The following is a 14,221-nucleotide window of genomic DNA, read 5'->3' as shown; positions in this document are numbered from 1 at the left end:
ACAAGTTAAGGCTGGAATGCAGTCGCAAAATATAGCGCCTGCCCTTTGCAGGAGCTAGAAAGTAGCCAATGCTACCAAATTCCGGGTGCGATGCCTGCGGCGGGCTACGCCTACGCATTCTTTAAGGAATTTCCCAGAACTAAATTATCCTATCTTTTGGGGTGGAGATAAGTGAGTACGGTTCGGTTAGCTGGTTGAGTACTCTATTGTCTCAATATTATTACTTATATTTAGTCTTAAAAACTACAGATACCTGCTTGTTTGATCAGCTTTTTAGCCTTTTTCAACTGGTTTTCAACTGGATAGTTATTTCCGCCGTACAGAGGTCTAAATATGAAGTTATGTAAACAAATTTCACAAAGATAACAATAATTTGTAATAAATAATGATACGGCAGCATTGTATAAAGAGAACTTGGAAGTAAAAAACAACATCTTAATCAGGTTTTCCAGTCATTGACAGAAGTTTGAAGTTTTTTAACAAAAGTTTTAATCTGAAAGCCTGGAGATCGTAAACTTATTTCTTGGATGTCTGTTTTAAACCTTTCGTAACTCGTCAGGCAGTGCTGACATCAAAAATCAACTGAACCATTCAGTTTTGAGTCCAATTTATTCTTAACCAAGCAAATTAGGAGATTTAACGCAATGGTTTTAGATGCATTTGCAAAAGTAGTTTCCCAAGCTGATACACGCGGCGAATATCTCTCTGATGCACAATTAGATGCATTGAGCGAACTAGTCAAAGATGGTAACAAGCGTACAGATGCCGTTAACCGTATTACCAGCAATGCATCTGCTCTTGTTGCTGCTGCTGCTCGTGATTTGTGGGCAGAACAACCCCAATTGATCACTCCGGGTGGTAATGCTTACACCAGCCGTCGTGCAGCTGCTTGTATCAGAGACTTGGACATCATTCTTCGCTACATCACCTACGCTATCTTTGCTGGCGATTCCAGCGTCCTAGATGATCGTGCCCTCAATGGATTGCGGGAAACCTACTTAGCATTGGGAACTCCAGGAGCATCAGTTGCTGTTGGTATTCAAAAGCTGAAACAAGCTTCTTTGGCCATTGTCAACGATACCAACAACATCACCAGAGGAGATTGCAGCGCTCTGTCATCTGAAATAGCTAGCTATTTCGATCGTGCTGCTGCTGCTGTGGCTTAAGCCAAGCATTGCTGATGTTGACTAAATAATTGTCCATAGGACAAAACAAAATTTCAACCATAAAGTTTGTGAAAGGGAGATAGCAAAATGTCAAAAACACCTCTAACTGAAGCAATTGCATCGGCTGATTCTCAAGGACGCTACCTCAGCAGCACCGAAATTCAAGTTGCTTTTGGTCGCTTCCGCCAAGCACCAGCTAGCTTACAAGCAGCAAAAGCATTGAGCGCTAATGCTCAACGCTTGACCGAAGGTGCAGCTCAAGCGGTGTATAACAAGTACCCTTACACCACTCAACAGCAAGGCCCTAACTTCGCGGCTGATTCACGCGGCAAAAGCAAGTGTGTACGTGATGTAGGCTACTACTTGCGGATTATCACATACGCTTTAGTTGTTGGTGGTACAGGCCCCTTGGATGATTTCTTGATTTCTGGCTTGGCTGAAATCAACCGGACTTTTGAACTGTCTCCTAGCTGGTACATTGAAGCTCTCAAGTACATCAAAGCTAACCACGGTTTAAGCGGCGATCCAGGTGTTGAAGCAAATTCCTACATCGACTATGTAATCAATACTCTAAGCTAGAGTGTTTCTTTAGCCCGGAGAGGAAATCAGCTCTTATGACAAGTAAGTTTTATGAGTTGTTTACCTCTCCGGGCAGTTTTTTAAGAAAAGCTAGCTAAAAACCCTGGAGAAAGAGGAACGTAGTTCTGTATTTTTTGCTTTAGAACAGGGATGAAAGCTACCGACGTAGCACGGTACTTGCTACAACTTTGGGAAAATTCACAACCCAGTGCCTCTTTTAAGCTACCGTCAATTGGCACAATATTTTTGTCAGTACAAGATTTAAAAACCTACCCTCAGACTGGGGGAAAGTATACGCCCGAAATAACGTGAGGAGATATCACTACGCCCTTGTGGCAAATGTGGTGAGGCAGCGAGCGCAATCTTCTTCCTTGACGCTAGTGCAACGTTAGCGAGTCCGCGTCCACTACGGGGATCTTGCTACGTGCAGTGTCTGGCAGAAAATATCTGGAAGTTTCTTTTTCCCCCATGAGGGACTGCCAAACCCGTAGGGTGAGCCTGGGAACATGTGGAAACAGGATATTAAGGCAGCGATGTCTTAAAAATCACCTTATTTTAAGTAAGGTGAGTGTCAATTTCAAAAAGACTGTTAAAAGACTAGAAAAAATTTTCTAAAAAGTTTTCAGTTTTGCAGTTAAAACTGAGGAGGTTTAAAGATGGCAGCTTTGGGACAAGCAGCAAGGTTAGGGATTGCAGCGTTTGAAAATACAGCACCAGTAGAACTACGCCCTGATAGAACAGAAGCGGATGTAGCAGTAGTTATCCGGGCGGCTTACCGTCAGGTTTTGGGTAATGCATATCTACTAGAAAGAGATCGTCTAGAGAGTGCAGAATCACTGTTGCAGCAAGGTACAATCACCGTTCGGGGATTTGTGCTAGCTATTGCTCAATCAGAACTCTATCGGGATAAGTTTTTCTACTCCAACTCGCAAACTCGGTTTATCGAGTTGAATTATAAGCATTTCTTGGGGCGTGCCCCGGAAGATGAGTCAGAGATTTCATACCATGTTGAGCTTTACAACTCACAAGGTTACGAAGCTGAGATTAATTCCTACATTGACTCATTAGAATATCAAGAGAGTTTTGGCGAAAATATTGTCCCCTACTATCGAGGCTTTAAAAGTCAAGTAGGAAAGAAAAACGTTGGCTATAGCCGACTGTTCCAACTGTATCGGGGTTATGCCAATAGCGATCGCGCTCAAGGACAAAAACAAGGACGGCTAACTTGGGAAGTGGCTAAGAATCTAGCTTCACCCATTTACCCAGTCTCTGCCGGAGCCTTAACAGGTCTCTCTACAGGTGGTCGCGGCGAAACATACCGGATCAGAGTGCTACAAGCAGCTTCCCCAAACTCAGCTGTAGTACGGCGTGGTACTGCGGAATTGCTCGTACCCTACGAGCAACTTTCTAGTAAATTACAGCAGTTGAATCGCAAGGGCAGTAAGGTTATTAGCATTACAGCCGTATAAATAGGGACTCTTTACTGGGGACTAGGGACTAGGGACTAGGAGTTGGGGACTAAGAGGAGAAAGGGGATAACCAATACCCAATACCCAGTACCCAATCCCCGATCCCTAATCCCCAGTCCCCAATTATTAATTACAAAAGGAAAATTATCAATGGCTATTACAACAGCAGCTTCCCGTCTGGGAACAGAACCTTTTACCGATCAGTCTCCTGTGGAATTGCGTCCGAATGCAACCAAAGAAGACATTGAGAGAGTAATTGCTGCCGTCTATCGTCAAGTCTTGGGCAACAACTACATATTGGCATCTGACCGCCTGACAAGCGCTGAATCTATCCTGCGCGATGGAAAAAATACAGTGCAAGAGTTTGTGCGTCAAGTAGCTAAATCAGAACTGTACAAATCCAAATTTTTCTATGACAACTTCCAAACTCGTGTCATCGAACTGAACTACAAACATTTGTTGGGTCGTGCCCCTTATGATGAGTCTGATGTCGTCTATCACTTAGACTTGTATCAAACCAAGGGATATGAAGCCGACATTGATTCCTATATTGATTCGCCAGAGTATCAATCTAGCTTTGGTGAAAATATAGTGCCTTACTATCGTGGCTTTAAGACCCAAACAGGACAGAAAACTGTCGGATTTAGCCGGATATTCCAACTTTATCGTGGCTATGCCAGTAGCGATACCTCCCAACTCAAAGGCAAATCCTCCCGTCTTGCTAGCGAACTAGGTCGCAATAGCGCATCCGTCGTTGTTCCTCCTTCTGGTAGCGGCTCCGGTTTTTCATACGTTGCTTCTGAAAAAGGCGTTACCCCCAACAGCACTTTTGGTGGTGCAGGAACTTTTGGTAAAGAAGGCAGACTTTACCGCATTGAAGTAGCAGGTGTTTTTGGAGCTGGATATCCTAGCACACGCCGCGTCAATCAAGCGGTGGTTATACCTTATGAAGAACTATCTAGTTACTTCCAGAGAGTGTTAAAACAAGGTGGTAAAATAGCTAGTGTAAAACCCCTTTAGTGTCATTTGTCAATAGTCATTAGTCATTAGTCATTATTAAGGGCAAAAGGCTAATGACGATTTAGAATAGGAAATTAATTTTATGGTTGGAGCACTTAGTAGTACAACAAAGAGTAGTCGCTACTTTCGATATGAAGTAGTGGGTTTACGCCAAAGCGAAGAAACTGAAAAAACCAACTATCCCATTCGTTCTAGTGCCACTGTGTTTTTCACAGTAGCTGAGAACCGGATGAATCAAGAAATGCAGCGAATTACTCGCTTGGGTGGCAAAATAGTCAGCATTCAGCCATTGAACGCTGAAGCTAAAACAAATAGCGAACAAAGCGATCCTCCTTCTTCTAAATGAATTCAAGTCCGCACAAATTTGAAGATTTATCCCCGACAGATGACTTTGGCGACGGTAAATCTTTAACAGTAGAGCAAGCGATCGCTAATCTTGAGAGTGCAGATTTAGGTCTGCGATTTTATGCTGCCTGGTGGTTGGGTAGGTTTCGGATATGTGAAGCAGCTGCGGTTACAGGATTAATTAAAGCGTTAGAAGATGAAGCTGACAGAACACCAGAAGGCGGATATCCTCTGCGACGGAACGCAGCTAGATCTTTAGGGAAACTAGGCGATCGCCAGGCAGTCTCACCTTTAATTGCGTGTTTAGACTGCTCAGATTTTTATGTCCGGGAAGCAGCGGCACAATCCTTAGAAATACTGGGCGATCCGATTTGTATTCCCGCCTTGAGCGAGCTATTAAAAGTAGGTTTGCAGGGAGAACAGCTGATATCAAAACAGCCTGATTTATCTCAACCCTACGAGGCCATTTTGGAAGCCTTAGGAGCCTTGAGAGCGACTGAGTGCATCCCTTTGGTAAAACCATTTTTAGAGCATCCAATCGAATTGGTGCAATATGCTGCCGCACGAGCCATGTATCAATTAACCCAAGAACCAGTTTATGGAGAACGGTTAGTAAAAGCTCTGGCAGGAGATAAATTGCAATTGCGTCGAGCAGTGTTAGCAGACTTGGGAGCGATTGGCTATCTACCCGCAGCAGATGCGATCGCCGAAACTCTTGCTGAAAATAGTCTAAAGCTAATTTCTCTTAAAGGATTACTAGAATATCAAGTTAAGCACACAGCAACAAACACTTTATCAGCAGGTGCGATTAAAGTGATAAATTTGATGGACTCGCTGTTGTAGTCATAACTTCCCAGGAATTAGTTGTTATTAATACGTTTAAAGCAAATGTTTACCACACATAAACCCCCAACCCAACTGCAAAATCAGGGCTAGGGGGTTTATGTATGATGTCAACTACGGAGGACTTAAGCTACAATTGGCAGATCCTTAATGACTCATGAAAAATTATTATGAACAACAGTGACCTTGCCCAAATATTAATCCGTGCTGTGGAAGAAGCAGACTCCTCGGATCGCTTATTAGACGCAGTTCAGGAGTTAGCGGCAGCTGGTATTGAGGAATCTGTTCCCACTCTGATTGCAGCTTTGGGCTACAATAATCCAGGGGCAGCAGTGGCGGCAGTAGATGGACTAATTGCGATCGGAGAAGTCGCAGTACCATCACTATTGGAACTAATTGATGACTACAACTACAGTGCTAGAGCCTGGGCGATTCGAGCCTTAGCGGGAATTGGCGATGTTCGGGCGCTGGATACCTTGTTGGAGGCAGCTAAAAACGATTTTTCCTTAAGTGTGCGACGGGCAGCTGCCAGAGGATTAGGCACTTTACGCTGGCATCAACTACCTGCTGAGAAAGTGGAATCTGTTCAGATTCAAGTATTGGAAGCGCTATTACTAATTTCTCAAGATCCAGAGTGGGTAGTGCGCTATGCAGCAGTGACGAGTTTAGAAACATTAGCCATTGCCATAGCAGTCACTTTACCCGATCAAGCGTTGCGGATTACAAATCAACTTCAGCAAATGCTCGATACAGATGCCGACCTCGGAGTTCGCACTCGTGTAAAGTTTGCACAGCAAAAAATTCAACAGCAACAACATCAAGAAGTTTTTGCACCAAAAAGAAAGCTAGAAGATACTGAAGTGTCTGAAATACCTCATCGTGGTGCTGGTAGACGCTAAACAATTCAAAATTCAAAACTAACCAGATAATAAGGATTGAATTTTGCCTAGTTTTTGCCTCGTTTTCAGTTTCTGACTGAAAACGAGATATCATCATGAGACTTCTTGCATAAATCCAAAATAAGAACCCCACCCCGCCTTTAACTTACGTCAAAGTCTCCCTGCCCCTAATCCCCAGAGGGGGCCCCGAGCTCCCCGCAGGCTCTTAGGGGCTGGGGGTGGGGTTTAGGGGACTTTTGCAAGAGGTCTATGGTTTTGGCTAAAGTTGACACACATAACAGTTCTTTTAAAAAGTAAAAAGATAACAGCACAACAACATTAACACCAGGGCCTACAACGGGCTACGCTTACGCACTTTCTTAAGCCCAAGGACGGGACTTACGGCTATACGACAATCTGCTGACGCGGGTTGCCAATTATCAAGTTTTCACCAAATTTATCTTCAGTATATATACTACTTTTATTTAATAAAAAAGTCATTATTATAACAATAATATCCCAAATAAGACTTACCAGTAGAACATTTAGTATTTACACACTAAAGCATGAAATCTAGATCCGCCCTAGCTCACGCCAGTCGCTCATGGGCGAAACCGTTTCTCCCTGGTGTACAGCGTCCGATGGTTTGAAATTACCAACGAAAAGAAATCCGCCAAGCATTTACTGCACCAGAGTTGAACTACTGGCTGCGACCAAGTGCGGTGATTCCTAATGAGTAGAGAGTCTGCTTAATCAGTGCGTAATTGTTGAAATCAAATTATTAGTTTTTAAGAAAGGTTTTTTTATGACTGAGTTTCAAGTCAATAGTTCCATCAACAATAGTCAATCTAACTCCACAGTAGCGATAGATACAAATGGGAACTTTGTTATTTCCTGGCAAAGCTTTGATCAAGACGAGTTGTCTAGCAATGGGATATATGCCCAACGCTACAACAGTGCTGGGGTGGCTCTTGGGGACGAATTCAGAGTCAATAGCACCACCAGCGGTAATCAATTTAACCCCACAATAGCGATGGATGCAGATGGGGACTTTGTCATCTCCTGGACTGGTCAAGATGCTTCTGGTAACGGGATATATGCCCAACGCTACAACAATGCTGGGATAGCTGTTGGGACTGAATTCAGAGTCAATAGTACCACCAGCGGTAATCAATTTAACTCCACAATAGCGATAGATACAGATGGGGATTTTGTCATCTCTTGGACTGGTCAAGATGGTTCTGGTAATGGGATATATGCCCAACGCTACAACAATGCTGGGGTAGCTGTTGGGAGCGAATTCAGAGTAAATAGCACCACCAGCAGCAATCAAAATAACTCCACAATAGCGATAGATGCAGATGGAGACTTTGTCATTTCCTGGCAAAGCTATGGTCAGGACGGGGATTACTATGGGATATATGCCCAACGCTACAACAGTTCTGGGATAGCTGTTGGGGGCGAATTCCAAGTCAATAACACCACCACCACCACCGGTTATCAGCTTAGCCCCACAGTAGCGATGGATGCAAGTGGGGACTTTGTCATTTCCTGGCAAAGCTATGGTCAGGATGGGTCTGGTTATGGAATATATGCTCGATGCTACAACAGTTCTGGGGTAGCTCAAGGGAACGAATTTAAAGTCAATAGTACTACGATATCCGATCAAAAGAACCCCACAGTAGCGATGGATGCAAATGGGGATTTTGTTATTTCTTGGACTAGCTTAGGTCAGGACGGGGATAACAATGGGATATATGCCCGACGCTACAACAGTTCTGGGGTCGCTCAAGGGAACGAATTTAAAGTCAATAACACCACCACCGATAATCAAAATAACCCATCTGTTGCGATCGCAACAGATGGGAACTTTGTCATTTCCTGGCAAAGCTTTGAGCAAGATGGGTCTAACGATGGGATATATGCCCAACTATACAACAACACTGGAGTTCGCCCGACAATCACCTCTGGTTCTGCCTCTGCTTTGGCATACACTGAGAACGCCACTACAACCATCGACTCAGGCATCACCGTCAGCGATGTAGACTCCGCTAACCTAGTTAGTGCCACCGTCAGCATTACCAGTGGCTTTATTTCTGCTCAAGACACCCTCGCCTTCACCAACCAAAATGGGATTACGGGCAGCTACAACAGCAGCACAGGCGTTTTAACCTTAACCGGCAGTGCCACTGTTGCTAATTATCAAACCGCACTGCGTTCCGTTACTTATACCAACAGCAGTGATAACCCCAATCTCACACCTCGTATCATCAGCTTTGTTGCTAATGATGGCATTGCTGATAGTACTGCCGTTACTCGCAGTATTAATATTACGGCGGTGAATGATGCGCCCGTTGCTACTGCCACCAACTCTGCCCTGGTATACACCGAGAACGCCACTACAGCCATAGACTCAGGTATCACCGTCAGCGATGTAGACTCCGCTAACCTAGTTAGTGCCACTGTCAGCATTACCAGTGGTTTCGTCTCTGCTCAAGACACCCTCGCCTTCACCAACCAAAATGGGATTACGGGCAGCTACAACAGCAGCACAGGCGTTTTAACCTTAATCGGTAGTTCCACCGTTGCTAATTATCAAACTGCACTACGTTCTGTTACTTATACCAACAGCAGCGACAACCCCAGTACTACATCTCGTACCGTCAGCTTTGTAGTCGATGATGGCACTGCTAATAGTACCGTCGTTACCCGCAATATTAATATTACGGCAGTGAATGATGCAGCCGTTGCTACTGCCAGTAACTCTGCCTTGGCATACACCGAGAACGCCACTACAGCTATCGATTCAGGCATCACCGTCAGCGACGTAGACTCCGCTAACCTAGTTAGTGCCACTATCAGCATTAGCAGTGGTTTCGCCTCTACTCAAGATACCCTCGCCTTCACCAACCAAAATGGGATTATCGGCAGTTACAACAGCAGCACAGGCATTTTAACCTTAATCGGCAGTGCCACCCTTGCTAACTATCAAACCGCACTGCGTTCTATTACTTATACCAATAGCAGCGACAACCCCAGTACTACATCTCGTACCGTCAGCTTTGTGGTCAATGATGGGACTGCTAATAGTACTGCCGTTACCCGCAATATTAATATTACGGCGGTGAATGATGCACCCGTTGCTGTTAACGACAGCATCACCACAGACAAAAATACACCTATTGTCATTAGTGCTACTACTCTGTTGAGCAATGATACAGATGTGGATGTCAGTGACGTATTGAGCATTACTAGCTTCACTCAACCTAGTCAAGGAACTTTATTTAACAACGGCAACAGTACTTACACGTATACCCCTATCTCCAACTATTATGGCTCTGACAGCTTCACTTACACCATAAATGATGGGCATGGAGGTAGCAGTACTGCTACTGTCAACTTGACCATTAATCAACCTACTAATGTGATTAATGGTACTCAAGGTATAGACAACCTAACTGGTACCGTGAACATGGATATCATCTCTGGATTGCAGGGCAATGACACCCTCAAAGGACTAGGTGATAACGACACTCTTGATGGCGGTGATGGAAATGATTCCTTAGATGGTGGTGCAGGAGTTGACAGTCTCATCGGTGGTAAAGGCAATGATACTTACATCGTAGACAACCTGAGCGATTCGATTACTGAAGGCTTAAATGCAGGCACAGATTTAGTTAAGTCTTCGGTGAGTTGGGTGTTGGGAAATAACCTAGAGAACTTGACTATGACTGGAAGCACAGCAATCAATGGTACTGGTAACAGTCTTAATAACATCCTCATAGGAAACACTGCCGCTAACATTTTGAGTGGAGAAAGTGGTAATGATAACCTCTTTGGTGATGACGGCAATGATACCTTGTTAGGTGGTGCAGGCAATGACACCTTAGGTGGAGGTTTGGGAGCTGATAGTCTCGATGGTGGAATCGGTAATGACACTTACATCGTAGATAACCTGAACGATGTTATTACTGAAGGTCTAAATGCAGGTACAGATTTAGTTAATTCTTCGGTAACTTGGGTGTTGGGAAATAACCTGGAGAACTTAACCCTGACTGGAAGTGGGGCAATCAATGGTACTGGTAATAGCCTTAAGAACATCCTCACGGGAAATACTGGCGCTAACATCTTAAGCGGAGAAGATAGCAATGATAGCCTAATTGGTGGTGCAGGCAATGACACCTTGTTGGGCGGTGCAGGTGATGACATCTTAGATGGAGGTTTAGGAGCTGATGCTCTTGATGGTGGAGTCGGCAATGATATTTACACTGTAGATAACCTCAGCGATGCGATTACTGAAGGCTTAAATGCAGGCACTGATTTAGTTAAGTCTTCGGTAACTTGGGTGTTGGCAGATAATCTGGAGAACTTGACTCTGACTGGAAGCACAGCAATCAATGGTACTGGTAACAGTCTTAACAACATTCTGACGGGAAATACTGGTGCTAACATCTTGAATGGAGTTGATGGCAACGATAGCCTCTTTGGTAGCTCAGGCAATGACATCTTGTTCGGCGGTGCAGGCGATGACACCTTGGATGGAGGTGCAGGGACTGACAGTCTTGATGGTGGAGTCGGCAATGACATTTACACTGTAGACAACCTCAACGATTTGATTACTGAAGGCTTAAATGCAGGTACAGATTTAGTCAAGTCTTCGGTGAACTGGGTGTTGGGAAATAACTTGGAGAACTTGACTTTGACTGGAACTGGGACAATTAATGGTACTGGTAACAGCCTCGATAATATCCTCACAGGAAATAATGCTGCTAACACGTTAACAGGAGGAGATGGCAACGATAGCCTCTTTGGGAACTCAGGCAATGACACCTTGTTCGGTGGTGCAGGTGACGATGTACTCACTGGTGCAGTTGGTCGAGATGTATTGACTGGTGGAACTGGGCGAGATAGTTTTGATCTGGCTGGTAGCCGCACTGGAGGCTATGATACCATTGCTGATTTTACTGTTGGAGATGATACTATCTTCGTTTCCAAGGCAGAATTCGCACTGAGCCAATCTCCGAATACTACCCTCAATACCAGCTTGTTCCGACTTGGGACTAGTGCTACAATAGCAAGCGATCGCTTTATCTACGATCAAACTACCGGTAATCTTTTCTTTGACGCTGATGGGGTTGGTAAGGCTGCACAAGTTCAAATTGCCCTCTTCTCCAATCAGGCAGTGCTTAGTAGTGCAAATATTACTGTCATTGCCTAACGAAAGCTAACTATAACGTGAGTCTCCAACAGAGACTCACGTTAAAATATCATTTATTTCATTAAAGGTTAGTCCTATCTTCTTTCTTTTGCCCTTCGGGTGACGCTCTCTACGAGACGCTACGCGAACGCAAGCTCGCTAACGCCACTTGCTTTATGCCAGGGAACCCGTCCACCGCAGTGGCTCACCTTTTAACTTTTTACTTTTCTCTTATTTGGTCAGTTTAACCTAAAGACTGAATTTCTCTCTGGATATTATTGCGGGCAGATGGTTCGGCGAACTCTAACATTAAAGGCGTAAAATAGATACGCGATCGCTGTACAAATCGTTCTAAAACTTGCCGACGACCTGTGATATACTCTGCCTCTGCCACCCAGGCATATTCCTGACGAATGGCATGGGCGTATTCTTGATAATCAACTGGGTTGATAGCCAAAATCGCTAAATCTGCATCAATTAGGACTTGGCTATCATAGTCATTTACCGCAGCTTGATGGTCTTTAGTGTTCAGAATCAGACGAGTGACAGTAATTATAGTACTTTCTAGAATACCCAACTTACTCAGCAACTCAAAAGCATAGTCTGCACTTCGTTCTTCGTTATCTTTAGCTTCAGTGTCATACACTACATCGTGAAACCAGGCAGCTAGTTGAACAGCAGCTAGGTTATTCGTGTAGCCTTGCAAAATCTGAATTGTGCTGAGGACGCGATCGATATGTTTCAGTGTATGGTAATAACGACCAGGGGTAGAGTAAGCTTCAACCAAGAGATTAAAGGCTTTCTCAGCCGCTACCTGGTCAACGCCAAAGGGTTGGAGTGTATATTGCCAGTTATAAAATAAAATATCCATAAAGTTTTCTGTAGGCATAGAGGCAGTATAACCATTCTGAGTATTGGAAAAAATAAGTACATGCTGTTAAAACAGCAATAGAAGACTTCAAGTAGAACCTCACCTTTTAACTCTGCCAGGAGAAAGAGGGAAAAATTTTCCTCCCCTTACTTGCAGCGAAGGATTAGGAGTGAGTTCACGCGAATATATTTACAAGTTATAAATCAAGCTATAAATCAATGAAACTTTGGACGCCCAATCAACATCTGGACAACGGAAGATTCATTATACAAAAAGTCCTTGGTGGCGGTGGCTTTGGTGTCACCTATAGTGCCATAGAACAGGCTACAGGTAAATTAGTTGTTATCAAAACCCTCAACCATATTCAACAAAGTAAAGAAGACTTCCAGCAGCGACAGGTAAAATTTGTCAATGAAGCCTTGCGGTTAGCCAGATGCAGCCATGCCCATATTGTCCAAGTCTATGAAGTTATCCAAGAAGATACCCTCTGGGGCATGGTAATGGAATATATTGATGGAGAAGATTTAGGTGTTTATCTTGAACAACATGGGCAATTGTCAGAAGATGAAGCCTTACGTTCCATTGACCAAGTAAGTCAGGCTTTAGAATATATCCATAAACAGGGGTTTTTACATCGAGATGTCAAACCCAACAATATTATTTTGCGTTCTGGTAAATCAGAAGCAGTTTTAATTGATTTTGGGTTAGCAAGAGAATATACCATTGGACAAGTGGGAAGCATGACTAACGAAAGAACCAATGGTTATGCACCCATTGAACAGTATGAAAGACAGGGCAATTTTGGTCATTATACTGATGTTTATGCCTTAGCTGCGACGCTGTATAGTTTGCTCACAAACGAGGTACCTTTTCCTGCTAATTTTAGGGATAAGGGTATACCCTTACCACCACCAAAGCAATTTAATCCCCAAATTAGCGACAAAGTAAATGATGCGATTATCAAGGGAATGGCGTTGCAACCTCAAGAGCGTCTACAGTCTGTATTAGAGTTTCGAGAATTGCTGGGTATTGCTAGCACCAAACCACGTCAACAGGAGAGGGAACAGTTAATTTCAGATATCAAAAGTTTGGCGTTGGCATCTCCAGAGTTGCAGCAATTGGCGTCAGAGTCTAAAGCATTGCTGGGGATAGATAAAGAAAAATCAGAGGAAAGCATAACTGTAGTGTTGCCAAGGCAATTTAATCCTCAAATTAGCGACAGGGTAAAGGATTGGATTGTTAAACATATAGGATTGCCATCCCAAAAAGGTCTAAAATCAGTGCCGGAGTCTGAAGAAAAATCGCCTGAGATGAAGTTAATCTCTGCTGTAGGCATAGATTACACCCGATTGCGAGATTTACTAGCAGATGGAGAGTGGAAAGAAGCAAATGAAGAGGCGACGCGAGTTATGTTAGCAGTCCCTAAAAGAGAAAAGGAAGGCTGGTTTCGCCCTCAAGACATTGACGACTTTCCCTGTGAGGACATCCGTACCATTGACAAGTTGTGGGTAAAATACAGCGACGGACGCTTTGGTTTTTCGGTGCAAAAGCGCATTCATCAAAGTCTGGGTGGAACTAGAAATTACGATAAAAAAACTTGGGAAGCTTTTGCCGATCGCGTCGGTTGGAAAAAAGATGGAGAATGGATCTTATACTCCAGACACCTGTGTACTTGGAATTTAAATGCACCATACGGACACCTCCCCCTCCCTCATCATGGTTTTATGTGGGGTTGTGGCTGTTTTCTTTCCCATCAAGATTTGTAATCAGTATTTAACCGGATTTAATCTCAGAGACTTTGCGGGACATCAGTGGTTCACCAATGTGACATCTGATACAGGTAAGCTATGATC

10 protein-coding genes are annotated in these 14,221 nt (G+C 43.9%); 9 read left to right on the top strand and 1 reads right to left on the bottom strand.

Annotated elements, in window-relative coordinates:
• Positions 1-644 precede the first annotated feature (644 nt).
• The 8 genes from RMY63_RS14055 to RMY63_RS14020 all read left to right on the top strand — a co-directional run bounded on the left by RMY63_RS14055 (position 645) and on the right by RMY63_RS14020 (position 11,518).
• Entirely contained in the window at positions 645-1,166 is a 522-nt protein-coding gene (locus tag RMY63_RS14055; RefSeq protein ID WP_322673570.1) for a phycocyanin subunit beta, read from the top strand.
• Between the two features lie 87 nt (positions 1,167-1,253).
• Positions 1,254-1,745 (top strand): phycocyanin subunit alpha, encoded by a 492-nt coding sequence (gene cpcA / locus RMY63_RS14050; RefSeq protein WP_322729291.1) that lies wholly within the window; start codon positions 1,254-1,256, stop codon positions 1,743-1,745.
• Positions 1,746-2,401: 656 nt separating this feature from the next.
• Positions 2,402-3,214 (top strand): phycobilisome linker polypeptide, encoded by an 813-nt coding sequence (locus tag RMY63_RS14045; protein WP_322729290.1) that lies wholly within the window; start codon positions 2,402-2,404, stop codon positions 3,212-3,214.
• Between the two features lie 150 nt (positions 3,215-3,364).
• Positions 3,365-4,234: a phycobilisome linker polypeptide gene (locus RMY63_RS14040; protein WP_322729289.1), complete on the top strand. Its 870-nt coding sequence runs from the start codon at positions 3,365-3,367 to the stop codon at positions 4,232-4,234.
• 82 nt (positions 4,235-4,316) lie between these two features.
• Positions 4,317-4,580 (top strand): phycobilisome linker polypeptide, encoded by a 264-nt coding sequence (locus RMY63_RS14035; RefSeq protein ID WP_322729288.1) that lies wholly within the window; start codon positions 4,317-4,319, stop codon positions 4,578-4,580.
• On the top strand, positions 4,577-5,422 hold the full coding sequence (locus RMY63_RS14030) for a HEAT repeat domain-containing protein (protein ID WP_322729287.1): 846 nt from the start codon (positions 4,577-4,579) through the stop codon (positions 5,420-5,422). Before RMY63_RS14035 ends, RMY63_RS14030 begins: the two co-directional genes overlap by 4 nt.
• Positions 5,423-5,592: 170 nt before the next feature.
• A complete protein-coding gene (locus tag RMY63_RS14025) occupies positions 5,593-6,321 on the top strand; it encodes a HEAT repeat domain-containing protein (RefSeq protein WP_322729286.1) in 729 nt (242 codons plus the stop codon).
• Between the two features lie 784 nt (positions 6,322-7,105).
• A complete protein-coding gene (locus RMY63_RS14020) occupies positions 7,106-11,518 on the top strand; it encodes a beta strand repeat-containing protein (protein WP_322729285.1) in 4,413 nt (1,470 codons plus the stop codon).
• Positions 11,519-11,741: 223 nt separating this feature from the next.
• Here RMY63_RS14020 and RMY63_RS14015 read toward each other — a convergent pair whose 3' ends face one another.
• Positions 11,742-12,386: a hypothetical protein gene (locus RMY63_RS14015; protein ID WP_322729284.1), complete on the bottom strand. Its 645-nt coding sequence runs from the start codon at positions 12,384-12,386 to the stop codon at positions 11,742-11,744.
• Positions 12,387-12,586: 200 nt separating this feature from the next.
• Here RMY63_RS14015 and RMY63_RS14010 point away from each other — a divergent pair, with 200 nt between their 5' ends.
• On the top strand, positions 12,587-14,134 hold the full coding sequence (locus RMY63_RS14010; RefSeq protein ID WP_322729283.1) for a serine/threonine-protein kinase: 1,548 nt from the start codon (positions 12,587-12,589) through the stop codon (positions 14,132-14,134).
• Positions 14,135-14,221: the final 87 nt, after the last annotated feature.

Origin of the sequence: Nostoc sp. ChiQUE01b (assembly GCF_034531255.1) — a bacterium.
Taxonomy (GTDB): domain Bacteria; phylum Cyanobacteriota; class Cyanobacteriia; order Cyanobacteriales; family Nostocaceae; genus Nostoc.
Note: the sequence above shows the minus strand (reverse complement) of the source record. Positions and strands in the feature narration are given on the sequence as shown.

What these genes read in the sequence shown, in the direction of transcription:
- RMY63_RS14015 (WP_322729284.1), bottom strand. Translation starts at nt 12,386, where the DNA reads ATGCCTACAGAAAACTTTATGGATATTTTATTTTATAACTGGCAATAT.
- RMY63_RS14035 (WP_322729288.1), top strand. Translation starts at nt 4,317, where the DNA reads ATGGTTGGAGCACTTAGTAGTACAACAAAGAGTAGTCGCTACTTTCGA.
- RMY63_RS14055 (WP_322673570.1), top strand. Translation starts at nt 645, where the DNA reads ATGGTTTTAGATGCATTTGCAAAAGTAGTTTCCCAAGCTGATACACGC.
- RMY63_RS14010 (WP_322729283.1), top strand. Translation starts at nt 12,587, where the DNA reads ATGAAACTTTGGACGCCCAATCAACATCTGGACAACGGAAGATTCATT.
- RMY63_RS14020 (WP_322729285.1), top strand. Translation starts at nt 7,106, where the DNA reads ATGACTGAGTTTCAAGTCAATAGTTCCATCAACAATAGTCAATCTAAC.
- cpcA (WP_322729291.1), top strand. Translation starts at nt 1,254, where the DNA reads ATGTCAAAAACACCTCTAACTGAAGCAATTGCATCGGCTGATTCTCAA.
- RMY63_RS14025 (WP_322729286.1), top strand. Translation starts at nt 5,593, where the DNA reads ATGAACAACAGTGACCTTGCCCAAATATTAATCCGTGCTGTGGAAGAA.
- RMY63_RS14030 (WP_322729287.1), top strand. Translation starts at nt 4,577, where the DNA reads ATGAATTCAAGTCCGCACAAATTTGAAGATTTATCCCCGACAGATGAC.
- RMY63_RS14040 (WP_322729289.1), top strand. Translation starts at nt 3,365, where the DNA reads ATGGCTATTACAACAGCAGCTTCCCGTCTGGGAACAGAACCTTTTACC.
- RMY63_RS14045 (WP_322729290.1), top strand. Translation starts at nt 2,402, where the DNA reads ATGGCAGCTTTGGGACAAGCAGCAAGGTTAGGGATTGCAGCGTTTGAA.